Source organism: Mycolicibacterium flavescens, assembly GCF_001722335.1.
GTDB classification, from domain to species: domain Bacteria; phylum Actinomycetota; class Actinomycetes; order Mycobacteriales; family Mycobacteriaceae; genus Mycobacterium; species Mycobacterium flavescens.
In genome coordinates this window covers 243572-269068 of sequence record NZ_MIHA01000005.1, presented here as the reverse complement: position 1 = coordinate 269068, position 25497 = coordinate 243572, and the positions used below count along the sequence as shown (strand labels likewise).

22 protein-coding genes are annotated in these 25497 nt (G+C 68.6%); 10 read left to right on the top strand and 12 right to left on the bottom strand.

Annotated features, from left to right (window positions below; all coding sequences use genetic code 11):
- The first annotated feature begins 43 nt into the window (after positions 1 to 43).
- A complete protein-coding gene (locus tag BHQ18_RS09210) occupies positions 44 to 787 on the top strand; it encodes an SDR family NAD(P)-dependent oxidoreductase (protein WP_069413269.1) in 744 nt (247 codons plus the stop codon).
- Here the strand turns inward: BHQ18_RS09210 and BHQ18_RS09205 are convergent, their stop codons facing one another.
- Together BHQ18_RS09205 and BHQ18_RS09200 are read right to left on the bottom strand one after the other, a co-directional pair.
- Positions 788 to 1804, bottom strand: a complete 1017-nt coding sequence (locus BHQ18_RS09205; protein ID WP_069413268.1) for a TIGR03617 family F420-dependent LLM class oxidoreductase — start codon at positions 1802 to 1804, stop codon at positions 788 to 790.
- A gap of 97 nt (positions 1805 to 1901) precedes the next feature.
- Complete coding sequence (locus tag BHQ18_RS09200; RefSeq protein ID WP_069413267.1) at positions 1902 to 2477, bottom strand: YdcF family protein; 576 nt, start codon at positions 2475 to 2477, stop codon at positions 1902 to 1904.
- A 117-nt stretch (positions 2478 to 2594) separates the two neighbouring features.
- Between BHQ18_RS09200 and BHQ18_RS09195 the strand changes: the two genes are divergently transcribed.
- The 4 genes from BHQ18_RS09195 to BHQ18_RS09180 are packed head-to-tail and all read left to right on the top strand — an operon-like array spanning position 2595 to position 7171.
- On the top strand, positions 2595 to 3215 hold the full coding sequence (locus BHQ18_RS09195) for a hypothetical protein (RefSeq protein ID WP_109789231.1): 621 nt from the start codon (positions 2595 to 2597) through the stop codon (positions 3213 to 3215).
- On the top strand, positions 3215 to 6325 hold the full coding sequence (locus tag BHQ18_RS09190) for a helicase HerA domain-containing protein (RefSeq protein ID WP_069413266.1): 3111 nt from the start codon (positions 3215 to 3217) through the stop codon (positions 6323 to 6325). The genes BHQ18_RS09195 and BHQ18_RS09190 overlap by 1 nt, the downstream gene beginning before the upstream one ends.
- 38 nt (positions 6326 to 6363) lie before the next feature.
- On the top strand, positions 6364 to 6684 hold the full coding sequence (locus tag BHQ18_RS29025) for a type II toxin-antitoxin system RelB family anti-toxin (protein WP_084293964.1): 321 nt from the start codon (positions 6364 to 6366) through the stop codon (positions 6682 to 6684).
- Positions 6620 to 7171, top strand: a complete 552-nt coding sequence (locus BHQ18_RS09180; RefSeq protein WP_069413264.1) for a hypothetical protein — start codon at positions 6620 to 6622, stop codon at positions 7169 to 7171. Before BHQ18_RS29025 ends, BHQ18_RS09180 begins: the two co-directional genes overlap by 65 nt.
- An 11-nt stretch (positions 7172 to 7182) precedes the next feature.
- On the opposite strand, the gene BHQ18_RS09175 is transcribed toward BHQ18_RS09180, so the two are convergent.
- The 6 genes from BHQ18_RS09175 to BHQ18_RS09150 all read right to left on the bottom strand — a co-directional run bounded on the left by BHQ18_RS09175 (position 7183) and on the right by BHQ18_RS09150 (position 18293).
- Entirely contained in the window at positions 7183 to 9699 is a 2517-nt protein-coding gene (locus BHQ18_RS09175) for an SEC-C metal-binding domain-containing protein (protein WP_069413351.1), read from the bottom strand.
- 27 nt (positions 9700 to 9726) lie between these two features.
- Positions 9727 to 10347 carry a DUF2293 domain-containing protein gene (locus BHQ18_RS09170; protein WP_069413263.1) on the bottom strand — a complete coding sequence of 207 codons (621 nt, stop codon included), beginning with the start codon at positions 10345 to 10347 and terminating at the stop codon, positions 9727 to 9729.
- A gap of 9 nt (positions 10348 to 10356) precedes the next feature.
- Positions 10357 to 12705, bottom strand: a complete 2349-nt coding sequence (locus BHQ18_RS09165; protein WP_205866069.1) for an AAA family ATPase — start codon at positions 12703 to 12705, stop codon at positions 10357 to 10359.
- An 86-nt stretch (positions 12706 to 12791) separates the two neighbouring features.
- Positions 12792 to 16148 carry an ATP-binding protein gene (locus BHQ18_RS09160; protein WP_069413262.1) on the bottom strand — a complete coding sequence of 1119 codons (3357 nt, stop codon included), beginning with the start codon at positions 16146 to 16148 and terminating at the stop codon, positions 12792 to 12794.
- Positions 16141 to 16821, bottom strand: coding sequence for a DUF4194 domain-containing protein (locus BHQ18_RS09155; protein ID WP_069413261.1), 681 nt, complete (start codon positions 16819 to 16821; stop codon positions 16141 to 16143). The genes BHQ18_RS09160 and BHQ18_RS09155 overlap by 8 nt, the downstream gene beginning before the upstream one ends.
- On the bottom strand, positions 16818 to 18293 hold the full coding sequence (locus tag BHQ18_RS09150; protein ID WP_234794121.1) for a DUF3375 domain-containing protein: 1476 nt from the start codon (positions 18291 to 18293) through the stop codon (positions 16818 to 16820). Before BHQ18_RS09150 ends, BHQ18_RS09155 begins: the two co-directional genes overlap by 4 nt.
- 192 nt (positions 18294 to 18485) lie before the next feature.
- Between BHQ18_RS09150 and BHQ18_RS30465 the strand changes: the two genes are divergently transcribed.
- Genes BHQ18_RS30465 through BHQ18_RS09135 form a run of 3 tightly spaced genes read left to right on the top strand, consistent with a single transcriptional unit; the run spans position 18486 to position 20134 of the window.
- Positions 18486 to 19469: a hypothetical protein gene (locus BHQ18_RS30465; protein WP_109789230.1), complete on the top strand. Its 984-nt coding sequence runs from the start codon at positions 18486 to 18488 to the stop codon at positions 19467 to 19469.
- 48 nt (positions 19470 to 19517) lie between these two features.
- Positions 19518 to 19742 carry an antitoxin gene (locus BHQ18_RS09140; RefSeq protein ID WP_069413259.1) on the top strand — a complete coding sequence of 75 codons (225 nt, stop codon included), beginning with the start codon at positions 19518 to 19520 and terminating at the stop codon, positions 19740 to 19742.
- Complete coding sequence (locus BHQ18_RS09135) at positions 19739 to 20134, top strand: TA system VapC family ribonuclease toxin (RefSeq protein WP_069413258.1); 396 nt, start codon at positions 19739 to 19741, stop codon at positions 20132 to 20134. The genes BHQ18_RS09140 and BHQ18_RS09135 overlap by 4 nt, the downstream gene beginning before the upstream one ends.
- Here BHQ18_RS09135 and BHQ18_RS09130 read toward each other — a convergent pair whose 3' ends face one another.
- Complete coding sequence (locus BHQ18_RS09130; protein WP_069413257.1) at positions 20135 to 21076, bottom strand: ribonuclease HI; 942 nt, start codon at positions 21074 to 21076, stop codon at positions 20135 to 20137.
- A gap of 133 nt (positions 21077 to 21209) precedes the next feature.
- Between BHQ18_RS09130 and BHQ18_RS09125 the strand changes: the two genes are divergently transcribed.
- Together BHQ18_RS09125 and BHQ18_RS09120 are read left to right on the top strand one after the other, a co-directional pair.
- Complete coding sequence (locus BHQ18_RS09125; protein ID WP_069413256.1) at positions 21210 to 22184, top strand: ERCC4 domain-containing protein; 975 nt, start codon at positions 21210 to 21212, stop codon at positions 22182 to 22184.
- 36 nt (positions 22185 to 22220) lie between these two features.
- Positions 22221 to 22643 carry a nitroreductase family deazaflavin-dependent oxidoreductase gene (locus tag BHQ18_RS09120; RefSeq protein ID WP_069413255.1) on the top strand — a complete coding sequence of 141 codons (423 nt, stop codon included), beginning with the start codon at positions 22221 to 22223 and terminating at the stop codon, positions 22641 to 22643.
- A gap of 113 nt (positions 22644 to 22756) precedes the next feature.
- Here BHQ18_RS09120 and BHQ18_RS09115 read toward each other — a convergent pair whose 3' ends face one another.
- The 3 genes from BHQ18_RS09115 to BHQ18_RS09105 are packed head-to-tail and all read right to left on the bottom strand — an operon-like array spanning position 22757 to position 25379.
- Positions 22757 to 23653: a MetQ/NlpA family ABC transporter substrate-binding protein gene (locus BHQ18_RS09115; protein WP_069413254.1), complete on the bottom strand. Its 897-nt coding sequence runs from the start codon at positions 23651 to 23653 to the stop codon at positions 22757 to 22759.
- Between the two features lie 11 nt (positions 23654 to 23664).
- Positions 23665 to 24375, bottom strand: coding sequence for a methionine ABC transporter permease (locus tag BHQ18_RS09110; protein ID WP_069413253.1), 711 nt, complete (start codon positions 24373 to 24375; stop codon positions 23665 to 23667).
- On the bottom strand, positions 24372 to 25379 hold the full coding sequence (locus tag BHQ18_RS09105; protein ID WP_069413252.1) for a methionine ABC transporter ATP-binding protein: 1008 nt from the start codon (positions 25377 to 25379) through the stop codon (positions 24372 to 24374). The genes BHQ18_RS09110 and BHQ18_RS09105 overlap by 4 nt, the downstream gene beginning before the upstream one ends.
- Between the last annotated feature and the right edge of the window lie 118 nt (positions 25380 to 25497).

The following is a 25497-nucleotide window of genomic DNA, read 5'->3' as shown; positions in this document are numbered from 1 at the left end:
GGCGCACCGGAATAAACCGCCCAACGCTGAACTTGAAGCCCTCATGACCCTTTCCGGCAAGACCGCACTCGTCACCGGCGCCACCGCGGGCATCGGCTACGCCGTCGCCGTACAACTGGCTGCGGCCGGGGCCGAAGTCGTCGTGCACGGCCGCAACGCCGAGCGCGGCGCCAAAACCGTCCAGGACGTCGAAAACGCTGGCGGTAGCGCATGTTTCGTCGCCGCCGATCTCTCCGATGCCGACGACGTGCGCCGGCTCGCCGACGAGGCGGGTGAGGTCGACGTTCTCGTCAACAACGCAGGCATCTATCCCGTCATCGCCACCTTCGACGCCACCGACGCCGACTTCGACGAGCAGATCAACACCAATCTGCGCGCGCCGTTCGTGCTGGTGCAGAAGTTGGTGCCGGGCATGCTCTCGCGCGGCGACGGTGCCGTCGTCAACGTGTCTTCGGTCGCGGCCAGCCGGCCGGCCGCCGACGCCGGAATCTACGGTGCCAGCAAGGCGGGCCTCGAACTGCTCACCAAGCTCTGGGCTGATGAGTTCGGCGCCCGGGGCGTGCGGGTCAACGGGGTTTCGCCCGGCCCGACACGGACGGCGGGCACCGCCGACTTCGGTCCCGACGGTATCGAGGGGATGGGCCGCACGACGGCGCTGGCCCGCGCAGCCGACGCCGACGAGATCGCCAGTGCTGTCACGTTTCTCGCGTCGCCGGCGGCCAGCTACGTCAACGGCACCATCCTCGATGTCGACGGTGGCAGGCCCGCGATCCGTCCCGTCGCCTGACTAGCGGGTTCGGATGCGCTGCGCCACTTCGCCGTAACGCTCGAAGCGGTCGGGATCGGAAAGCGCGTTGTAGAGCACGATGCGCGTCGCGGTGTCGCCGTACCGGTCGATCAGCGCGTCGGCCAACCCGTCCCACGTCGACTCGGTGACGAACGTCGCGATGTGCTCGTCGGTGATCTGCCCGGCCATCGCCTTGAAGTCGCCGGCCTTCTGCTTCTCGCGGATCCGCGCCGTCGTCCCCTCGAAGCCGGCCTCGTCCCAGATGAACGCGTAGTTCGGGGTGCTGCCGTAGAAGCTCATGCTGGCGCGCACCAGTTCGCGTTCACGCTGACGTTCCTCGTCGGTGTCACCGACGATCGTCATCACCGGCACGATCACCGCGATGTCGTCGAGCGACCGCCCCGACTTCGCCGCTCCCGCAGCGACGTTGGGCACCACATGGCGTGCGATGTAACCCGGCTCGCCGAGGGGGTGGACGTGGACACCGTCGGCGACCTCGCCGGCCATCCGTAGCATCCACGGGTTCACCGCTGCGACATCGACTTTGGGATCCGGCGCGTCGATCGGGCCCGCGCTCCACTGCGGGGTGATGAAGTCGAGGTTGTAGAACTCGCCGTGGTGGTCGAGCGTGTTGGTCCGGAACGCCGCGAAGCACGCCTTGACGGCCAACACGTAGTCGCGCAGCCGCGGGCCCGGGTGTTCGAAGTCGACGCCGTAGCGGCGCACGACGTGGGTGCGCACCTGCGTGCCGAGGCCGAGCCGGAACTTGCCGCCCGTCGCCTCCTGCAGCTCCCACGCCGTCGCGGCCGTGATGAACGGGCTGCGCGGAAACGCCACCGCCACGCCCGTCGACAATTCCAGGTCCGGCGCCGCCTGCGCCGCGAGTGCGGCGTTCATGTACGGCGTGCGGCCGGTCTCGGTGAACAGCATCCCCGAGAAGCCTGCGTCGTGCGTCCGGCGGGCGAGGCCGCCGATGTCCTGGAGTGGCTGCGGGGTGGTCATCACGTCGACGTGCACGGCTCGCACCCTACGCCGCCTATCCCCGCGGCGAGTGTGGGCTCGTGTCACGCCGATGCGCCGATTGGCGTGCGGGTAACCCACGTTCGGCGCAGATTTAGGTGATGTTGAGGAACGGGCTCATCGCGTCGCGCGCGAACTGCGCGACGTTCACCGACGGGTTGCCGTCCGGGTAGCTCACCGTGGCCAGCACGTTGCCGCCCGCGTCCGCGAAGTTGCCGTCGGCGCGGTCCTGATGCGTCGACGACGTCACCAGGATGATCCCCGACGCGCCCGCCTTCTTCGCCAGCGGCACCGAGAACCGCGCGTTCTGCACGGTGCTGTTCGCCTTGTCCTCCACGATGATTCGATTGTCCGGAAAGCCGAGCATCATCAGCATCTTGCGCATCTGCCCCGCTTCGGTGTTACCGCCGCGCGGGTTGCCGCCCGTCACGATGATCGGCGACTGCGGGAAGAACTGCGCGACGGTCAGCCCGGTCAGCACCCGTCGCCGCAGCACCGGGCGCATCGTCCCGTTGTCGATGAGGCCATAACCCAGGATGACGATCGCCGGCTTCGAGAAGTCCTTCGCCGCGACGATCGGTGGCTGCGCGCTTGCAACCCCCACGTCGGCGAGCACCGCGGCCACCGCCACGATCACCGCACCGAGCATCGTCTTCCACTGCCGTCGCATGCGACCTCCCCGACTGAGGTTCATGAGGTTGATGTTGCTGCCGGTGTTATCGGGACCTCTGCGCCGATCGTTACGCTCGTGTCGATTTGCGTCGGCGGAGTCGTTAACTTGGCAAGGGTGGGTGTCGCACCGTCTGACCTGACCGGAACCGAACGAGCCGTCCTTCTCGTGCTGATGGCCCGGTCCCGGCCCGTTCCCAACCCCGACCTCGTCGCGCTCGGGCCCAAGCTCGACAAGCCCGGCCGCGACAAGCTCAACCGCCTCGGCCTGATCGAGTCGACCCGCCAGGGCAACCGCCTCGTGCACGAGCTGACCGACAAGGGCTGGCGCACCTGCCGCGACCTCGTCACCGCCGGCCCGCCGCCGCGCGCCGCCGGCGCCGCCAAGACGCTCTACACCGTGCTCGGCGCGCTCGGCCGCTACCTCGACGGCGCCGACCTCAGCCTGGCCGACGTATTCGGGTACACCGACGACGTGCTCACGCTCGACGACCGCATCCGCCGCGCTTACGTCGACCTCGCACCGCGCCCCGGCGGCTGGGTCAGCCTGACCACGCTGCGGTCCGCCGTGCCCGACGCCGACCGCGCCGACGTCGACGCCGCGCTGCGCACGCTGTACCGCCAACCTGGGGTCAGCCTGATCCCCGAGGAGAACCAGAAGGTGCTCACCGCCGCCGACCGCGACGCCGCCGTCGACATCGGCGGTCAGCCCAAACACCTCATCGCGATCGAGGGCTGATGCGCGACGCGGAACGGGAAGCGCTCGCCTCGCTTCGGCTGACCTGGGCTCCGACCACCGACGACCTCTGGCGCCCGCAGGCCCGCACGCACGTGCCGGGGCTCAACGAGTACGCCGTCGACGACGTGATGGACGCGTTCGGCGACGCTGCCAAGGATCCGGTCTCCGCGCCGCTCGGCGTCGTCGTGCGCGGCTCGGCCGGGTCCGGCAAGACGCATCTGCTCGGGCAGGTCCGCGAACGCGTGCAGGCCGAGGGCGGGTTCTTCTTCGTCGTCGAACTGCTCGACGCCGCCAGCTTCTGGGAGTCGGTGCGCAGCGGTGTGCTGGAAAGCCTCGGCCGCCCGGGCGCGGCGCGCGAGACCCAGCTCAAGGATCTGCTGTGGGAGCTGTCGTCGATCGCGCATGTCAGCCGCGCCGAGCGCCGCGCGATCATCGGCGACGACGACCTCGAGCCCGAGACGCTGACGAAGTTCGTCAACGCGCTCGCCAAGGCCCGTCGCGACCCCGTGCGCGACTGCCACCAGACGCTGCGCGCGCTGGTGCTGCTGGCCGCCACCGACCTCAGCGTGCACGACATCGGTGAGGCCTGGCTGCAGGCCAGCGACGAGTTCGGCGGCGACGACCGCAGCACCTGGGGTCTGCGCGCGTCACCGGAGTCGGCGCAGGAGTGCGTGCGCGACGTGTCCCGGCTGGTCGCACTCGCCGGGCCCTCGGTGCTGGCGCTCGACCAGATCGACACGCTTCTGGCGCAATCGGTTTCGCGTACCGACGCTCCGGGTGAGCACGACGACGACGTGTTGCACCAGGTCGCCGACGGGTTGATGTCGGTGCGGCAGACGATGCGGCGCACGGTCGGCGTGGTGGCGTGCCTGCCCGCGGTGTGGGAGCGGATCCGCCGCGACGCGACGGCCAGCGTCGCCGACCGCTTCCGCGAGCCCACCCCGCTCAAGGGCCTGCCCAGCGCCGACCTCGGCCGCGCCATCCTGGAGCGACGGTTCGCCGCCGCCTACGCCGAGGTCGGCTTCATTCCGCCGTATCCGAGTTGGCCGATCCGGCCGGAGGCGTTCGCCGACGCGCCCGACCAGACGCCGCGGCACCTGCTCAAGATCGCCGACGCGCATGTGCGGTTGTGCCTCAAGCGCGGTGCGGTGACCGAACTCGACCGTCTCAGCATCGAACCGGTCGATCCGCCCGACCCGGAGCCCGGGCCGGTCTCTTCCGCGCTGGACCGCCGCTTCGCCGACTACCGGCAGCGCGCGGTCCCGGCGGCGGCCCTCGACGCCGAGGGCGAGGACACCGCGATGCCCGAACTGCTGTCCGCCGCGCTTACGGCGTGGATCGCCGAGCGCGACGAGGACTACCAGTCGTACTCGTGCGACCCGCCGCCGGGCAGCCACGTCGTGCTGCACGCGCGGCTGCGCCAGAGCCTGGACCCCACCACCGAGGACGAGCGGCACTGGGCGTTCCGCGCGATCGCCGCCACCAACGCGTTGGCCGCGCAGAACCGGATCAAGAAGACTTGGAGCGCAACGGGAATGGGGGAGGGATCCAACCGCCGCCGACTCTTCCTGCTGCGCAACACGCCGTGGCCGACGGGCCCGAAGACCGCCGCGCTGGTCGAGGAGTTCCACCGCGCCGGCGGGCGCACCGTCGCGCTCACCGACGACGACCTGCGGTCGATGATCGCGCTGCGCGACCTGATCGCCGAGGACGACCCGGACCTGCCCGGCTGGCTGCGCGCGCGTCGTCCCGCGCACGGTCTGGCGCTGCTGCAGCAGGTGCTCGGCGACGACGGCCGGGTCGCGCCTCCGCCGCCGGCTGAACCCGAACCGGTGGCGCCCGTCGTCATCGACGACACCCCGGACTTCGTGCCCGACGACGAACTGCCGCTGGGCGCCGATCTGCGCAGCGACGCGACCGTGTCGGTGGAGCTGTCGACGTTGCGTAAGCACGTCGCGGTGTTCGCCGGATCGGGGTCGGGCAAGACGGTGCTGATCCGGCGGCTGGTGGAGGAGTGCGCGCTGCGCGGGGTGTCGTCGATCGTGTTGGACCCCAACAACGACCTGGCCCGGCTGGGCACCGCGTGGCCCGAACCGCCGAACGGGTGGCGGCGCTCCGACGGCGAGCGCGCGGAGGCGTACCTGGCCAACACCGAGGTGGTGGTGTGGACACCGCGGCGAAACAGCGGGCGGCCGTTGGCGTTTCAGCCGCTGCCCGACTTCGCCAGCGTGCTCGACGACGACGACGAGTTCAACGACGCGGTCGAGTCGGCGGCGGCGGCGCTGGAACCGCGGGCGTCGATCACCGGGCAGACGCAGAAGGGCCACCGCGCCCGAGCCGTGCTGCGAGAGGCGTTGCAGCACTACGGAAGACAACCGGATCCCACGTTGGCCGGATTCATCGGTGTGCTCAACGACCTGCCCGACGACGCCAGCGGCCTGGCCGACGCGCGGAAGATCGCCTCCGATCTCGGGCAGAACCTTCGCGCGTCGATGGTCAACGACCCGCTGTTCGGCGGAGCAGGCACACCCGTCGACCCGGCTGTGCTGCTCACCCCGTCGCCGGGTTACCGGGCGCGGGTGTCGGTGATCAGCATGATCGGGTTGCCGTCCGATGAGCAGCGCCAGGGGTTCGTCAACCAGCTGCAGATGGCGTTGTTCGCGTGGATCAAGCGCAACCCGGCGGGTGACCGACCGCTGGGCGGGCTGCTGGTGATGGACGAAGCGCAGACGCTGGCGCCGTCGAAGGGCTACACCGCGTGCACCCGCAGCACGCTGGCGCTGGCGTCGCAGGCCCGCAAGTACGGGCTGGGCCTGGTGTTCGCGACGCAGGCGCCCAAGTCGCTGCACAACCAGATCCCGGGCAACGCGACCACGCAGTTCTACGGGTTGCTCAACGCGCCGGCGCAGATCGAGTCCGCCAAGGAAATGGCAAGAGCGAAAGGCGGTTTGGTGTCCGACATCAGCCGGTTGCGCTCGGGCAACTTCTACGTCGCCACCGAAGGACAGGCCTTCCACCGCATCGTCGCGCCGTGGTGTCTGACCTACCATCCGCCCAGTCCGCTGTCGCCGGAGGAAGTGCTCGCGCTGGCGTCGGGTCAGGTGCGTTGATGCCAGTAGGCATATAACAGTTCTGTTATAGTGGGCCAATGTCCTATGGCGGCGATCTGATCCGCGAGGCCCGCAAACGCGCAGGTCTGACACAGGCAGAGCTCGCGGACCGCGCTGGCACCGCGCAGCCGGCGATTGCGCGGTGGGAGTCTGGCCGTACGGCAGTGAGCCTCGACGACGTCATACGGCTTGTCCGCCTGTGCCACCTCGATTTGGAACTCCACCTCGTCGAGCGCGACGACAGTGATCTCGCCCAGGCGGCACGGCTCGCTCGATTGTCCGGGCAGCAACGGCTTGACCGGCACGCTCGAACAGCCCGCCAGCTCAGCGATTTACGTGCAGCCGGCGAACGAGGATGATGTGGAGCTCGATCTTCCGCGGCTTCTAGCCACACTCGACCGCCATGGTGTGACCTATGTACTCATCGGTGGCCTCGCCGCGGTCTACCACGGTTCGCCATTTCCCACCGAAGATGCCGATATCACCCCGGATACTGACCCTGTGAACCTCGGCCGGCTCGCCTCCGCGCTACGCGAACTCAAGGCCCGGATCAGGGTTGACGGTATGCCGGAAGGGCTCGAGTTTGCCTGTGACGTGGAAGCATTGGCGGCTGCGCAGACCTGGAACCTCGTCACCGATGCCGGCGACATCGATATCGCGTTCCGGCCATCCGGAACCCGCGGATACGCGGATCTACGCCGCGATGCCATAGCAGCGGAAATCTACGACGTCACCGTCGAGATCGCGTCGCTGGCCGACGTGATTCGTTCTAAGCAGGCCGCCAACCGACCGAAAGATCTACGGGTGTTGCCGACGCTCCGAGAGATTCTCGCCCGCAACAGCTGACGGATCAGCACCTAGTCGAGGCCCAACGCTGACCGCAACCGCTCGGGGCTCATGCGCCCGGGTGTGCCGTCGTCGGCAGGAAAGCTGTCCAGGAGTTTGATCAGGTCACCGCGACGAGTCGGGTCGTCCGCTGCTTCGCGCGGCGTGTGACCGTCGAGGGCGGGGATGTTTTGGTCGAGCCACTTCGCCTCGTATTCGCGAATGTACGCGTTGAGCATCGCCGCGACTTCCGGGTCGTCCGGCTCAAGTGCCCCCGGGTTTTGGGCTAGCTCGGCGGCATCTTTCGGGTCGGGCATTGCGCGGCGCGACTCATCGATGACCCGCATCGTCGGATCGATCTTCAGAAGTGTGCTCAGAACCCGGTCCATCCGCGGTTCGCTGTTGGTCTCCACCTGCAGTGTGTCGCCCTCGCGCACCAGCGTCGCACGGACGTGCGGCATGCCCTTGGTTTCGATCTGCTCATGCCATCGCGGCGGCTCCGCGCCCGTGGCCCGTTCGTACACGTCGTCCAACGCGGCGTCGACGGCGACCGGATCACTGACGCGCAGCGTGGTTTCGCAGGCGGTCAGCGGCTCCCCTTCGGTGTTGGTCAGCGTCGGCGGGGCGAACCGTCGGCTCAGTGCCGCCACCAACTCGACCGGGTCCGGATCGACATCGAGAAGGTCCATCAACGCGTCACGTTCGTGGAGGGGGACCATTTCGATGCCGCCATAGAACTGCGGGGAATCAGCGGTTGGAAGCACCCGCGCGCAGATCAACTGCCCGGGTTTGAGTTGGCGACTGGCGATCCGCTCGCGCACCTCGTGCGTGTCCCCGGTCCGCAGGTCGCGAACGGTCACGCCGGCCCCGGGCTCCACCGCCTCCACCTCGAACACCGAGCGGTCGGTGAGCAGCCACTGCTCGGCCAACAGCCGTTCGTCGTCGGGCAGCAACGAGCCGCGCGTGTCCAGGAAGTCGGCGAACGCGCCGCCCTCGAACAGCACGACGTCGTGGATGAGCGGGTCAGCCATCCCCAGTTCGAACACTTCCGTGAGCTCGTGTGTGTGACGGTATCGCTCGTACGACGCTTCTGCGTACACATCCCGCCATCCGCCGCCGAGTGCGTGGTGAATTGCCTTCTCGTACAACCAATTGACTCGCTCCGCCAGCGCCAGCTGCTCCCGGCCCAGGTGGCACTTCTTGAACTTGCGACCGGACCCGCACCAGCACGGTTCGTTGCGGCCGAGGTCGGTGCGCGGCGGGATGCGATGATCCTGCAACAGGAGCATCAGCGGATGGTCCGACTCGACGCCCGCGCGGCGCAGGAGGCTCAACCCCCGCTCAGCGTCGCCGCGGTCGGACGCGATGCGAGCCAGCTCGAGCAACGGCAGCGGCCATTCGGGGTCCAAGGATTCGGCGGCGTCCAGTTCCTGCTCGGCCTCGGCGATGTCACCGATCCGCTGCAGGATCACCGCGCGTATCCACTTGCACGCCACCCGGGCAGTACGCGGCACCCCGCGCTCGAGTGTGGTGGCCAGCACCTGCAGCGCATCCGGACCGCTGGAGTCGGTATCAATGGTTTCGGCGACCAGTATCTGAGCCAGGTGGGGGTCGGCGAGCACGGCGCCGAGTTCCGCGAGCGGACCGAAAACCTGCTCGAAGGAATCGAATTCGGCGTTGACCGCACTCACCGGATCGTCCGATTCGGCCAGTTGCAACTCTATCCGGTCGTGCAGCTGGACAAGTGCGTTGATCGCGAACGCGTCATCGGCATCGATGCCGTGCCGCTCCGCGAGCAGCTCGCATCGAAGCTCGAACTGCCAGCGATCGATGTCGAATCCGCTCGGGGCGACCCATTCGTCGCGGCGCGGGAGGCCAGCGGCATCGACGATCTCAGCCAACGGCGGCAGCGGCTTTGTGAACAGGTCCGGGTCGGTGGCGCATGCGGTCCACACTGCCGCGTCGAGGAGAGTTGTTTGGTGCGGGCGGAGAACTGCGGCCAACCGCTGCCCTGCGGTGTGCTCGGCGGTCACCTCGACTCTGTCCAGCACGAATCCGTCGGCGGTCAACCGCAGGCCCACGAGGTTGCCGGTTTGCGCGTTCAGTCCCGACAGCGTGCCGGGATCGAGCAGCAACACAGTTGAACTGAGGACCTCCGGCGGAATGCCGCGCTCGTCGAGCAGCTCGTCGTCGTAGCCGAGGACGGCGATCTGTGCGCGCGATCCATCGGCGAACCGCTGATAGTCCGCGCGCTCACACAGCGTGGCGATCGGGCTCAGGTCGGGTACCACTGTGAGCATGTCGTGGCGTGCTTCTGGGGCCGTCAGCCGGTGGGTGAAGACCCGCCCGGTCAGCAGCGCAGGCAGCCACACCCACCGGTCATCGACCAGCTGCGCCGCCGGACTGTCCATGTCGATCAGGTTCCACGGCACTACGGAATCGTCGATACTGTCGGCCCGCAGGCGCGCGATGATCTGGTCCTTGTCCAGAGGACTGTCTTGCGCGAGTATCCGCGTGATCGCCTCAATCGCGTGTTGCGCCGCCGTCACGGCGATCACCCTACGCGGGCCGACGCGTCACGGGTCGAGCATCGCGACCCCGTCGCGCCAGGCGCTCAGGATCGCCGCGACGCGGTCGGCCACCTGCGCCCGCGCCTCGTCGCGGTCGGCCCCGGACATCAGCAGGTCGTCGTAACCGGTGTCGACATGCAGCACCGACGCCTCGACCGCCTCACAGACCTCGTCGGGTGCGACTTTCACGACGAACCTCCGCTGTCGCCCGCGTCCACCCAACCGGGCGGCGGTATGCAGGGCGATCGCCTCCGCGCGCTCGACCGGACAGCCCGGGAACTGCTCCCGAATCACCGCGGCGACCTCGTCGCGCCCCGGCACGTCGGCATCGACGAGGCTGTCCCGTGCCGCCGCCTCGATCACCGCCGGTTCGGCCAGAACGCCCTGCCGTTCGTAGCGACTCCACCGGGTGTTCCACCGCATCACGACGACAGGCTCTTGGCTGGCTCTCACCGCGCGACGTGTCAGCGGTGCGCTGGCGGCAGGCAGGAACTGCAGGTGACCGATCCCGAGGCAGTCGAGGCACATCGACTGGCTGCCACGGGTCTGCAGCAGCATCTCAGCCGTGCGGTGACACTCGGCGCACTCGAACGTGTGCGGTGATTCCCTGGCGTGCTTGACCCCCATGACCCGACGTTACTTCCGCGGTCCGACACGTTGCGCGAGCCAGCCGAAGAACTCCTCGGCGGTGAACACCGGCTTGCCGTACTCCTGCGCCTTGCGGGCCTTGCCCGACTGCGTGCCCGCCTCCGCGGTCACCAGCACCTCGCACCGCGTCTTGGTCACCGAGCGCACGGGTGTGAGCCCCGCCGACTCGGCCATCCGCTCGATCTCGTCGCGCTCGACCACCCGGCCCGACGGGTCCAAAGCCGTTCCGGTGAAACAGATCCGCGCGCCGGGCACCAACGTCTCGGCGATATCGTGGCGCGCGACGGTCGCGATGTCACTCATCACGTCGGCACCGAGCAGCGCCGACGCCTCGTGCAACCGCGCCACCACGTCGTCGGGCAGCAGCGCCCGGCTCGCGGCCGCCCGCAACTGATCGGCCACCGCTGTGCGCGCCGCCGCGTCCCACGACGAGTCGAGATCCCGGCGCACCGACGCGCCCAACAGCACCGCCCCGACGTCGCGGCTGATCCGCAGCAGCGCCGACAGCCCGGGCAGATGCTCGGCGCTCGGCGTCGGCACCTCCGGGTCGCGGCTCACCAGCAGTCCCGAAACCGATTCCGCCGGTTCGGGTTCCTCGAACGGCGACGACCCCTCCTCGACCTGCGCCGACCCCATCGCCGCCAGCGCCGACTGTGCCCGCTCCAACGCCGTGCGCCCGAACACCGGAGCCCGCCGCAACTCGACACCCAGCGGCATCGGCGTGACGTGACCGAGGCGTTTGAGCTCGAAATCGATCAGCCCCAGCGTCTCGTCCACCCCGGGACCCACCGGCGTGCAACCCGCGAGCATCGGCGCGATCACCGCCCACGCCTCCCGCAGCGTCGGCGCCAACAGCACGTCGGACACGCTGATGCCGTACGCATTTCGCGCGTCGGCCAGATCCCGCTGCGGGTTGATCAACGTCGACACCGCGGTGCCGTCGTCGAACGCCACCGCCAGCTCCACCGGCCGCGGCCGCGACATCCGGCCCTCGTCGCCGACGGTCAGCATGCCGATCGCGCAGTACCTGCGGGCGCGCGCATCGCTGGTCGACGTGCGCAGGAACCGCGCGATCCGCCGGTCGGTCTTCAGATCCTTCGGCAGCACAGGGCGTTTGAGTACCAGCCCCGCCAGCGACGTGCACCGGCTCAACGCCACGTACAGCTGGCCGGTCGAGAACATGCCGCCGGTCAGGTCGACCACCACCCGGTCCAGCGTCTGGCCCTGGCTCTTGTGGATCGTGATCGCCCACGCCAGCTTGAACGGCAGCTGCGTGAACGTCCCGATCACCTCGCGCCGCAGCGACCCGCCGTCGACCACCGGTCGGGTCGCCTCCCACGTGAACGGTGTCACCTCCGCACAGGTGCCGTCGGCGAACTCGACCTCCACTACCACGCCGTAACGGTCGTAGCCGACGCCGACCACGCGGCCGATCGAGCCGTTGACCCAGCGGTCGCCCTGGTCGTTGTTGAGCATCATCACCTGCGCGCCGACCTTGAACCGCAGCTCGTCCTCGATCGGCTTGTCGAACAGCGACAGGTCACCGGATTCGCGGGCGCGATGCAGCAGCTCGTCGCCGTCGAGCCGCTCGAGGGCCTGCCGGTTGCGCGCGGTCACCAACCGATTGGTCGGCGCCAGCGTCAGCCACAGCTCGTCGTCCGGTGGCACGAAGTCCTTGTCCGCGCGGGCGTTGAGCTGTTCCTGCGCGTGACCCAGCAGCACACCCTCGCGGATCTCGTTGAGAATGGCGGTCATTCGGTCGTCCCCGAGCTGGCGGAACACCGTCGTCAGCGAGATCGTCGGGAAGTCGTCACGGTCGAAGTGGCGCGCGGAGAAGAAGTACGGCGTCTCGTAGACGCTGGCGAAGTAGGACTCCTCGCCGTCGCCGACCACCGGTGGCAGCTGGTACAGGTCGCCCACCAGCACGATCTGCACCCCGCCGAACGGCTCACCCGGTTGCGGGCCGAACCGCTGCAGCGCGGTGGCCACCATGTCGAAGACGTCGGCGCGCACCATCGACGCTTCGTCGATGATCAACGTCTGCAGCGACGCCAGCGTCTTGGCGAACCGGCCCGGCCGGTACTCGCCGCCGGTCACGTCGCTCAGCGTCGTCGTCGTGCGGAACCCGAACAGCCGGTGGATGGTGTAGCCGTCGACGTTGAGCGCCGCGATCCCCGTCGGCGCCACCACCACGACATTGCGGTCGGTCTCGGCCATGAACCGCCGGATCAGCGTCGACTTGCCGGTCCCGGCCTTACCCGTCAGGAACAGGTGCCGACCGCCGGCCAGCAGCGCCAACGCCTCCCGGAACTCGTCGGTGAGGATCAACTCGCTCACGAGGTGCACGTTACCGGGCCGCCGAGTGTGAAACTGTTGCGATTTTCCGGCCGAATTTTCGCTGTGGTTTCACAGTCGGCGCGCAACTAGACGCCCGCCGGCACCTTCTCCCGCATCTCGCGGCGCAGCGCGCTGAACTCCGAGATGGTCCGGGTGGCGACGGTCGCGACGGGTCGCGCATTGCGGCCCGTCGGCTCCGTCTTGGACACCATCACCACGCTGTCGATGTAGGGCTGGATCGTCGTCGCGTTCTGCACCGTCGCCACGATCACCAACTGGAACCCGAACTTGCGGAACGCCGACAGCGCCTGCTGCGCGAACTGCGGGTCGGACTTGGAGAACGCCTCGTCGAGCATCAACTGCGCGAAAACCGGTCGGTTGTCGTCGCTTTCGGGGCTGGCCAGGTTGAAGCTCAGCGCGCCCGCCAGGCAGAACGCCATCAGCTTCTCCTGCTCGCCGCCGGAATTGTCACCCGCGTTGGAGTGCGTGCGGATCAGCTCGTCGGTCGCGACATCCCATTCGGCGCAGTCGAACGTGAACCGGTTCCGCACATCCAGCGCGTCGCGCGTCCACGCCTTGTCCTCGGGCGTCGTCGACGCCAACCGGTTGCGCAGCCGCAGGATGTCGGCGTACTGATCGAGGATCGCCTGCTTGTCGCCCAGGCCCACCTCGGCGATGCGCCGCGAGATCGCGCGCACGATCTCGGTCAACTCCGACACCGCCGTCAGCGACCGCGGGGTGGCCCGCAGCGTCAGCCGGGTGCCGCGGTTGAACTCCACCGCGCCGAGCCCCGTGTTGACCCGCTCGATCTGCTCGGCGATCCGCCGCGCCTCCTGCTCGGCGACCCGGTGCAGCGTGAGGATCGCGTCGGGCGCCTGCTCGGTCACCAGCCGCATCATCCGCTCGTAGGCCTCGGGCAGCTCGCGTTCGTCGATGTGGCGGCACAGCGCGACGTAGTCGTGCACCCGCTCGTCGAAGTTGTCGCTGTCGTTGGGGATCGAGTCGGGGAACGCGGTGTCGAAGGTGTTGAGGATGCGCGCCAGCTCGTCGTAGGAGCGACGGCGGCTCTCCCGCAGCTGTTCTCGTTCCTTCTTGATCGCGGTGAACAACGCGTCGCGGTGCGGTTCGGGGTCGAGCAGCTCCAGCGACACCGGCAGCTGCGCCGCGTACCGCGTCAACAGCTCGGTCAGCGGCTCGGACACGAACGCCGGCGACAGCCGCTCCGACAGCTCGAGAACCGCGGTGCGTCGCGCGTCGAGGTCGTCGCGGCGGGTCTGGATCGCGCCCCGCCGGGTCATCAATGTCTGGATCTGCGCCCAGCATTCGTCAGCGCGCGCGTTGAGTGCCTCGATGTCGGGGTGGTCGGCCATCAGCAGCTCGTACTGCTCGCGCAGCCGGTCGGCGTGCCCGTCGGCGGTCTCGATGTCGATCTGGCTCCACTGCGGGAACTGCTCGCAGATCGCCTTGCACGCCGCCGCCCGGTCGCGCCACTGCTGACGCTGCGCGGCGATGTCGTCGGCGACGCGACGGGCCTTCTGGTAGGCCTCCTCGGCGGCGGCCAAGTCGATGGTGAGCGCGTTGATCTTCGCCGACACGTCACCCTGGTACAGGTAGTCGGACTGCTTGAGCGGACGACGGTCGTCCTTGACCGCCAGCCGGTCGCTGTCCTTGTACAGGCCGGTGTCGGTGACCGCGCGCCGGAACCGCGCGAACACGTCGGGGGTGTCGACGCAGATGTGGTCACCGGCGGCCGTGATGACGTCGACGGCCTCGGCCGCACACGGATGTCTCGGGTCCACCGCGAACAGCTTGCCCGCCAACGTGTTCGGCTCGGGGTCGACCGGCTCGGCGCCGAGGAACCGGGCGCGGACGTGATGCAGCTGCAGCCGTCCGCGCATATTGGTCTCGTTGACGAACCGCAGCACCGCGTCCCAGTGCTGATCGGGCACCAGCAGCCGCAGCCCCGCGCCGCGCAACACCTTCTCCACCGCGGTGCGCCAGCGGGTCTGGTCGGGCCGCAGGTCCAGCAGCTCGGCGATGTACGGCAGCTCTCCGGTGTCGACACCGACGGCGGCGCTGATCTGTTCGCGCATCGCCAGCGCGAACTCCGGCAGCGCGGAGCCGACGTGCTCGACGCGCTTGAGTTCCTTGGCGGCGTCGTCGCGGGCGATCCGCGCGGCCTTCTGCGCATACTCGGCGTCGGTCGAGGCCTCCCGGTTACGTTCCACCTTGGCCAGCAGCTCGGTGGCCTCAGCGAGCAGTTCCTCGCGCAGGTTCCAGAAGTCCTCGGCGGTCTCGGGGGTGTCGAGGCCCTGCGCGGTCAGCATGTCCTCGTAGGCGCCGCGGCGGCGCGACACCTGCTCGGCCTCGGTCTCGGCGGCCGTCACCTGCGACTGCAGCGGCCCGATGCTCGAGCTGGCCCCGCTGATCTGCGCATTGAGCGAATCCGCCTCGGCCTTCGCCAGATTCAGCGACCGGGTGACATCCTCGTACTCGTTGTCGAGCTGCTCGATCGTGGTGTCGAGCTGGGAGATCTGCGCCGGGCACTGCGCCAGCCGGACATGGTCGGTGTAGGCGCGCACCATCGGCAAATCGACCAGGTCGATGATGCCCAGGTCGGTCGACTCCGAGGCGTAGCGCTGCTGGATCTTGTCGATGTCGCCGAGGATCTTGCGTTTGCGCTGCGCGACGGCCAGCAGCTCGCGGGCCTCCACCAGCGGGTCGATCTGCTTGAGCGCCTCAGGCAGCCGGGCCAGGCTCTCGGGCTCGTCGAGCATGAAGTCGCGGACGAATTGCTCCAGCCCGCCAACGCTTTTCAGCGACTTCGCCTTGCCGAGCAGCTGCTGGGCGGCGTCGGACGCGCGGATGCCGATCGTCGCGTACAGCTGCGCGAGGTACTGCGACTCCACCTTCGTGGTGAACCGCCAGCCGCCATCCTTGAACACCCCGGTGTCGAAACGCCCCGCCGCCCAGCGGTTGCAGACCTCCTCGATGTCGAGGTCACCGTCGCCGATGACGAACCGGCTCGACGAGTCGTTGCGCGACTCCCCGGTCAGCCACTTGAGCACCAGGCCCGTCACGGTGCGCCCGCTGTCGCCGGTGTAGGTCACGGCGACCGCCGACCATGCGGTGCCGTCGCCGCGCAGATACATCACCCGGCTGGTGCCGCCGTCGCTGCGCTGGCCCCACGCGCCGCGCACGTACTTGTCGACGGTGCGCCGGCCCGCGCTCGACCCGGCCGCGGTGTTGTCGCCCGAGGCGTTGAAGTTACGTCGGTTGAACGGCAGGAAGCCCAGCGAGATCGCATCCAGCAGAGACGATTTACCGCTGCCCGACGCGCCGGCGATCAGCGCGCCGCCTGCGCTGATCGGGATCGAGTGGTAGCCGTCGAACACGCCCCAGTTGATGACCTGCAGCCGGGACAGGTGGAACTGTTCAGGCACTGTCGACCTCCTCGGCGGGCACTCCGCCTGTGAGCAGCTGCTCGAACTGCTGCTGCAATTCGGTGATCACCGACGCCGTCATGATCGCGGTGATCACCGGGCTGATCGTGTAGCTGTCCTCGTCGTCGCGGCTGCGGCGCAGGATCTCCAGCCCGGCCAGCCGCGCGATCGCGCCGTCGATGCGGGCGGCGAACGTCACCGTGTCGCGGTCGGTGTCGTTGAGCACACCGGAGAACAGCCCGTGCATCTCCTCGCGGCTGATCAGTACCGCCTGCCCACCCGATGCCCGCATCATCTGCGCCAGGTGCAGCGCCAGGATCGAGTCGTAGGTGCCCAGCGGTTCGCGGCGCAGAAGCTTGATGCCCCTGGCGGATTCGTAGCGGGCCTGCTCGACGAACGCCACGTCGGTGCCGTCGACGATGCGCAGGATCAGGTCCAGCTCGGAGAGCCGCACACTGAGCTGGTCGCGGTACTCCAGCACCCAGGAGTAGATGTCGCTGTCGGCGTCGGCGCTGATGTAGCGCCGCGTCAACAGGTGCTGCAGCGCCCAGCAGGCGCGGTCGGGCAGTTCGGAGACATCGCCGTCGAAGCGGGGCCGACGCTGGTGCGGGGGACGGGCGTTCTGGTCGACCTCGGGCAGCGAGCTGAAGTCGACCTCGGGTTCAGCGGTCACTGCGTGACTCCTGCCAGGGTGGTGATCGGTTCGGTGAACAGTAGGTCGGGCACGTCGATCTCGCGGTCGGGGCCGTCGAGGGACCGGAACCGCACGGTGGTGGAGCGGGCTGCGGCGTCAGAGTCGTTGGGCTGCTTGAGCGCCCACGACCACAGCACGATGACGTGACCGAGATAGGCCCCTTGTCCTGAACGGCCGAGCATGGCGACCGCGTCGGGCAGCGACACCGGCCCGGCACTGACCGCGGCGTTGAGCATCTCCGACATCGCGGGCGCGTCGACCTGGGTGGTCAGCGCCGCGAAGCTGGTCAGGTCGACGTCGCCGTCGGCGGCGACGGCCGGTTTCGGGTTGGACAGATCGCCGATCTTGAAGCTCAGCGCGCCCACGGAACTGATCGCGTGCCGGGCCAGCGGCACGTCGATGTCGAGCCGCGAGTCGGTCAGGCTCGACTTGAGCAGGGTCCGTGCCGCCCCGATCGCCTCGTTGAGCTGGCGGGCCACCCCGCGGCTCTGCTCGAGGGTGCCGAACGCGGTGAACCGCTTGACCCGCTGGGCGCAGCGCTGCTGGATTCGCTCGACCTCGTCGATCTGGTGGCCGACCAGTTCGAAGAAGCCGGCCATCACCTTGCGGAGCGCCGGGTCCAGCGCGGGCAGCGCCTCGGCGACCGCGGCCACGTCGGCCTCGAACTCGGCGCGCTGGTCGGGGTCGTTGATCATCCGCAGGAACGCGCGGTGGCTGTCGCGGCCCTGTGAGTCCCACGCCGCCTGGTAGTCGGCGTACATCTGGCGCTGACGGTCGCGGTAGGCCTCGTTACTGTCGATCGGCTCGTCGAGGGCCGCGGTGGCCTGCTCGATCATCGTCCCGTACTGGCCGATGTCGGTGATCAGCCGTTCCATCTGTAGCGCGATCGCGCGGGCCTCGTCGTAGGCGTCGGTGACGTCGGGCTGGGGGCGCTCGCCGGCGTCGAGTTCGTCGAGTTCGGCTTGCAGCGCGGCGATCTCGGCCTCGATGTGCTTGCGCACCCGCGCCGGGTCGCTGCCGACGCGGATCGCGACCTGCTTGAGCCGAGACGCGATGCCCTGGATGGAGCCGCCGGTGGCGATGGTGTCCTGGCGGCGCATCCCGCGCAGGAAGTCCAAAGCGCGGCGGGCCTCCTGGGTCAGGTAGCAGACGTTCTGGTCGGTGCGTGGGTCCACGATGCGGTGCAGCCAGCCCTGGCTGGCCCACGACTTGATCAGCGCCAGCCCGGACTGCCCGTCGGGATGCTCGAGGTCGCCGAGGTCGCGCTCCAGGCGCACGACCAGTTCGGTCTCGGTGGTCACGCCGTCGGACAGGTGGCGCTCCATCAGCGTGGCGTACGAGCTCAGGTTGGTGGTGGCCAGCAGCCGAATGGTCGGGCTGGACTGCAGGTCGCGGTTGAGTTCGAGCAGGTCAGCTGCCGCAAGCCCCCCGATGTCGGCGGTGTCGTCCACCTGGTGTCCTCGATGCCCCTCAATTGTCTCCACGCGATGGTCCAACATAAGGCACGGCGCCGACCGCCGCGCGAGGCGGGGCGGGGGCTGTGGACAACCTCCGGGTTATCCCCAGGCCGGGTTCGGCAGGCGTGATTTTGTCGCGGTCGCATCCGACACTCGCAGAAGCGACGCACCCGATGGGGAGAAGATATGGGGAACCGAGCAAACGTTGTCGTGGTCGAGGACGGTGACTGGCGGCTGTACTACTCGCACTGGGGTGGGTGTCGTCTGCTCGACGCGTTGATCGGCGGCCCGGATCTCGCGCGTCGGTACGTCAATTCGCTCCGTAGGTGCCCGAAACACGAATGGACCGACGCCGCCTGGGCCGACGGCGGCGCTCTCATCGATTTCGACGAGCCCCGAGTGCTGTTCTTCGGTGACGGACTCATGGTGGAGATGCCGATGCGCCGCGCGATGCTGGCCGTACTGGCCGAGCTGTGGCCGGGGTTCGACGTCCGATGGGCCTACGACGGAACCTCGGAGCTCGCAAAGTATGTCGGTGCGAAGTTGCGGCCGTCGCAGTGGGGTATGAAGCCGACGTTGCGGTTGGCGCGCGGGCGAAATCACCTGTGTCACTTGATCTCTGTGGTCGATAGCGACGGTCGACTGCGGTTCTGGCCGTTGTGGTGGCATCTCAGCAAGTCCTGGCATGGTCCGGCGCTTCTGGACAGGCTGCCCGGTCCAGGGATCAGCCGAATCCGGCTGAAGAAAATCCCGGAGGGCGGTGCACACATCGATGTGCCCGCCCAATCGATCGGCGCGTGGCAGACCGCCGACACGATGGGCTTCTTCGAGGCGCTGCCGGAGCTGTGGCCGGGCTGGCGCACAGAGCGATGGGACGATCGCTACGAGAACCACGTTGCCGCGTGCGGACCTGCATTGGGCGTGCCGGGTCTGGATCTTGTCGAGGGCGTGGACGTCGCCGAAGCCTGGATCCGGGAGCGGGTGTTCGAGAGTTATGCGGACAGTCCCGCCGGGCAGCTCGCCAACCTGGCAGGGATGCTGGCGCCGCTAGCGCCGGGACTGGAGGTGGGCGCGGACGCGTTGACCGACTTCGCTGTGAGACCGACGACCGCTGAGTGGGCGCGATTCGAAGAGGCGTGCGCGCGGTTGCGGGACTCCCGTGCAGCCTGAGCGCTTCCGCATCATCGCATCATGATGCGGCGATGCTACGGTGGAGCCATGCGTACCACCATCGATCTGCCGGAGGACCTGCATAAACAGGCGCTCGCGATCGCCCGCGACACCGGTCGGTCGTTGAGTCAAACCGTGGCTGACCTGATGCGTCGCGGTCTTTCGTCGGGGGACGCGACGTCGGTTTCGCGTGACCCGCGGACGGGGTTGCCGCTCGTCACCGTCGGAACGGTGGTGACCTCCGAGGATGTTCGCTCTTTGGAGGACGAGTGACCACGCTGCTCGACGCGAACGTGCTCATTGCGCTCGTCGTCGCTGACCACGTGCACCACGACCGGGCCGTGGAGTGGTTGGCCGCAGGCGATTTCGCCTTTGCAACCTGCCCGATCACCGAGGGAAGTCTGACTCGGTTTCTGGTACGCGCCGGCCAACCGGTGACTGCGGCCCGCGAGGTCATCAAGACTTTGGCCGCTGCAGAACGGCACGCCTTCTGGCCAGATTCACTGTCCTACTCCGACCTTGACCCCACCGGGGTCGTCGGGCACCGCCAGGTGACAGACGCTTACTTGGCCGCGCTGGCGCGGAGTCGCAAGGGCCAACTCGCCACCTTCGACGAAGGGCTCGCCCAGCTACACCGCGATGTCGCAGTCCTCGTAAGGCCGTGATCAGGCGGATTTGCGGCGGTTGAACTCCGCTGCGAAGGTCTCAGCGAGATCGTCCGCGCGACAGCGGTATTCGGTGCCGTCGAGGCCGCTGTCGCCCAGTACGTACCGCGACGCCAGCCGAGCCAGCGCGTCGGCGCCCTCATTGAGCGGCTCTCCGGCGTGCGCCTTGACCCACACCGGGTGGATCCGGTCGCGCTCGGCGAAGATCATCCGCTGGGCGGTCACCAGCCCGGGGGTCCTGCCGTTGTCGCGGACGCGGCTGTAGCCGTCGGGCAGCACGTCGTCGCCGGCCATCCAGCGCTGCACCATCGCGACGGCCAGCTTGCTGTCGCTGAGCACCGTGATGTCGCGTCCGCGCAGATACTGCACTGCCTTGGCGATCGCGCGCAGCTCGGCGACCAGCACCACGTTCGGCCCGATCTGCTTGCGCGAGTGACGAAATCCCATCAGCCCGTACTCGCCCGTCGACGCCAACCAGCCGTAGCCGGTCACCTTGCCGCGCACGGAACCGTCCGTCGCCACCCACACCGGCTCCTGCGTGACCGGCCTGCGCAGCAGACCCCGGCGGGCGGCCGTCATCAGCGGCTCGTCGACCAGCGTCGGCCGCTCCACGAACACCCCGGGCATCAGCACCGGGATCTCGTCGCGCAGCGCCCACAGCGTGCTGCGCGGCGGCAGCTGCACGACGAACCGCAGCCGCGGCGCGTCGGACTGCGCGCGCACCCGTTTGATCACGTCGAGGATCGCGGTCTCGGCGGAGTCTGCCGTCACCGTGCCGGTCCAGTTCTGATCCGCCGAGCAGGCCGAATAGCGGAACGCGGTGTCGCCGGGCCCCGCGACGACGATCGCCACCGTCGTCACCGGGCGCGGCCGCGCCGGCACGACGTCGGCCGGGCGAGGCCTGGCCACCGGCTTGGCTGCAGTCTTCTCGATGGTGTCCATGTCCGGGACTGTAAGGACCGGGTCCGACATGTCATCCGGTCTTTGCGGCGAGCGTGGGGTTGTGTCACGCCGTCGGGCACTTTCGCGTGTCCCAATCCCACACTCGCGGCCTGGTCGGGGCACACTGGGCTTCGTGGCCGAACTGCTGATCGCGGTCAATCCGCAGCGGGACTCGCGGCTGCCCTACCTGGTACGGCTGCCGCAACCCGGCGGTGACCTGCTGTTTCGGACCTCAGGCACGTGGCCGCGAGTCAAGGCGCTGTACTGCCATCCGATGAGCCTCGACGAGTGGCCGGCCGACCCTGAGATCGTCGAGCGGCTCCCGCTGCAGTCGTGCCAGCGCCGCGGTGCCGCGATCGACGTGATCCTCACGCGCGGGCGGGAGAACCGCTCGCAGATCGTGTTCACCACCACGCGGGGACGCGAGACGGTGTTCTGGCAGTCGCCGCGCACGCGTAAGCAGGCGCGACCCAATGTGCGCACGCCGACCGCCCGCGCGCAGGGCATCGAGCGGTTGCAGATCCTCGTCGACGCGCATGAGCGGTACGCGTACACGTTCAACACGCAGCAGGTCGACCTCGTCAAACAGGCGCTGCCGTGCGGCGACTACGCGGTCGCCGTCGACGGAACCCTGGTCGCGAGCGTCGAACGCAAGTCGATGTCGGATCTGACGTCGAGCCTGACCAGCGGCAAGTTGCGGTATCAGGTCGGGCATCTGGCGTCGCTGCCGCGGGCGGCGGTGGTGGTGGAGGACCGTTACTCGCAGCTGTTCCGCAACACGTTCATCCGGCCGGCGATCGCCGCCGACAACCTCGCCGAGTTGCAGATCCGTTGGCCCACAGTGCCGATCGTGTTCTGCGAGACACGTCAACTCGCCGAGGAGTGGACCTACCGGTTCCTGGCGGCCGCGCATACCTGGGCGGTCTCCGAAGAGGCGGCGCTGCAGCGTATCTCGCCGGTCCCGGTCGCGGCTCCTGCGATCGACACCGGGCCCAGCACCGCCGACGTGCGAGCCTGGGCACGCGACGCCGGGCTGCCGGTACCGGATCGCGGCCGGCTGCGGCCGGAGATCTGGCAGGCCTGGCGTGAGGCCAACGACGCCGAGTAGACGGAGTGAGCGGGCGCGATCTGCCACGATGTAGCGATGTCCGACGACATGGCCGCCGAGCGCGACTTCAACCAACGCAACATCGAGGAGTTCCGCCGCAATGGCGGCAAGGTCGGCGGGCCGTTCGAAGGCTTCCCGCTATTGCTGCTCACCTCGACCGGCGCCAAGAGCGGGGAGCAACGCGTCAGCCCGGTGGGGTACTTCGACATCGACGGCCGCATCTACATCGTCGGCTCGGCAGCCGGGCGCGAATCCAGTCCCGGGTGGGTCTTCAACCTGCGGGCCAATCCGACTGCGTCGGTGGAGATCGGCGCCGACCCGCCGCGTGCCGTCACGGCCCGGGAGCTGCCGCGCGACGAGCGCGACCGGATCTACGCGACCGTCGTCGAACGTGCCCCCGGCTTCGGTGAGTACCAGCAGCGCACCGACCGCGTCATCCCGGTCTTCGAACTGGTCTGAGCGCGGCGACTGCACCACCGCCGATTTCTACGCCAGGGTCGCGATTCCTCGAGAATCGCGACCCTCGCGCAGATCTCGGCGAAACTACGGCGAAACTGTGGCGAAAGACGCACCTACAGCGGCAGCAGGATCCCCTTGACGCTCGGATCGGTGGCCAGGAACTGCTGCACCGCCGGGTCTTTGAACGCCGCGACGAGCTTCCTGATGTTGTCGGCATCGGCCCAGCGGCTGCCGATCGTGAGCTGTCCGGCGAACTCGTCAGGCGCCGGCGGCGCGAAGATCTGATGCTCCAGCGGCACCTTCGCCGCCAGGTAGTACTCCGTGTACCCGACCGCGGCGTCCAGGTCGGGCAGCGACCGCGACTGCGCCGCGAAGTCCAGCAGCGTGAACTTCAGGTTCTTCGGATTCGCGACGATGTCCTTCTGCGTGGCCGTCCACTTGTCGACCGCCGGGTCCAGCGTGATCAACCCCGCGCGCTCCAGCAGCCACAACCCCTGCGCCTCGTTCGCCGGATCCGAATACAGCGACACCGTCGCACCATCCGGCAGCTGCGCGGGATCCTTGTACTTGTCCGACCAGATGCCGAAGCCCCACCGGAACACCGGGGTGGCGGCCTCCTCGCGGAAGTCGGGATTCGCCTCGAGCACCTGCCCCAGCCACAGCTTGTGCTGATAGATCGTGCCCGCAACCTCGCCGTCGCTGACCGCGCGGTTGATCGTATTGCTGTCGGCCAGCCCGCGGAACGCCACCGTGATCCCGTGCCGCGGCGCCACTTCCCGCGCGATGAACTCGATCAGAGCCTGCTCGGCGGTGTTGCCCTCATTGGTCGCGACCACCAGCGTCGCACCCGGAATCTCGTTCGCCGACTGCGCCTTATCGAAGAACACGAATCGTGCCGCCACCACCAGCGCCACCACCACGAGCAGGCTCAGCGCGATCCACACCCATTTCGGGCGCCGCTTGAGCTCGAATCCGTGATCACCGTCGACCGGCGTCGTTGTCGTTGTCATGACTACCTCTTTCAGGCCGCCGCTGCGCGGATCCGCGCACGGGGAGTGGTGAATCGGACCAGCGCGTCGCCGCTGAGCTGAACGACCGCGACGGTGACGACGAGGATGACGATGGTGGCCAGCATGACGCCCTGGTCGAACCGCTGATATCCGTATGTCACTGCGACGTAGCCGATCCCACCCGCGCCGATGGTGCCGGCGATGGCGGAGTACTCGATCATCGCGATGACGTTGATGGTCAGGCCGCCCAGGATCGACGGCACGGCCTCGCTGACCTGCGCGGTGCGGATGATCTGCAACCGCGACCCGCCCGAGGCGCGCGCCACCTGCACCACCGACGGCGGGACCGACCGCAGCGAGTTCTCCACGATCCTGGTGAAGAACGCGATACCCGCCAGCGACATCGGCACCACCGCCGCGGCGATGCCGATGTTGGTTCCGGTGATGAACCGGGTGAACGGCATGATCGACGCCATCAGGATCAGGAACGGCAGCGACCGCCCGATGCTGATGATCCAACTCAGAATTGTGTGCAGTGTCGGGTTCTCGAACAGTCCACCCGGGGCGAGGTTGTGGATCAGTGCGCCGAGCGGGACACCCACGAGCACGACGATCGTCATCACGATGCCGACCATGATCAGCGTGTCCAGCAGCGCGGGGAACAGCAGAGCGGGCAGCTCGTTGGCCGGAACCTTGGCGTTGGCCAGGACGGTCTCGGTCATGCCACGCCTTCCAGTTCCTGCGCGGCTCTCGCTCCGACGGTGGCAAGGCCGTAGCGCCGCAACACCTCCGGCACCCGTGCGCTCAACGCCTCGGTAATACCGAGCGTCGCGCTGCCGACCGTCACCCCGCCGACCGACTGCACCGAGGCGCCCAGCACCGCCACTGGGGCGCCGAGATCGGTCGACGCGCGAGAGATCCAGTCCGACGGCACATCCGGCGCGTCGTACACCACCTGCCAGATCCGTTGCCCGTCAGCAGCATCGGCGGCGACGCCTTGCGGGCGCAGCTCGGCGCCCAACGACGACGCCGGGTCGGTCAACAGGTCGACCACCCGGCCCGATTCGACGATGCTGCCGTGGTCCAGCCGCGCGACCGAGTCGGCGATCTTGAGCACGGTGTCCATCTCGTGGGTGATGAACACGATAGACAGGTTCAGATCGTCACGCAGTTCGCGCAGCAGGTCCACCACCGACGACGTCGTCGTCGGGTCCAGGCCTGCGGTGGCCTCGTCGCTCAGCAGCACCGACGGCCGCAGCGCCAGCGCCCGCGCGATCCCGACCCGCTGCCGCTGACCCCCCGACAGCTGAAACGGGTAGTGGTTCGCGCGCGACGTCAAGCCGACCCGGTCGAGCAGTTCGGCGACCCGCCTGCGCGACTCGTCGGCGGTCACCCCGAGGTAATCCAGTGGCAGCGCGACATTCTCGGCCGCCGTGCGCCGTTCGAACAGCCCCGACGACTGGAACACCGTGCCGATCCGCCGACGCGCGACGCGCAGCTTCTGCGACGACAACGTCGTCAGGTCCTCGCCGTTGACGACGACCGACCCCGCGGTCGGCAACGTCAGCAGATTGATGCACTGCGCCAGCGTGCTCTTGCCGGCGCCGCTGGGGCCGACGACGGCGAGGATCTCGCCCTGCTCGACGCGGAAGTTGATCCGGTCGAGCACCACCGTGCGGTCGTCGCCGCGTCCGTAGACCTTGGTCAGGTCGGTCAGTTCGATCATGGGGAAGGAAAGTCCTTGCGGGAAGGGTTCGGCGCGCAGGGAGCATCGCCGCCACGACCGTGCCAAACGGCGGTCCCCGTCAATACCTTTGCGCTCAGCATGAATCAATGACCGACGA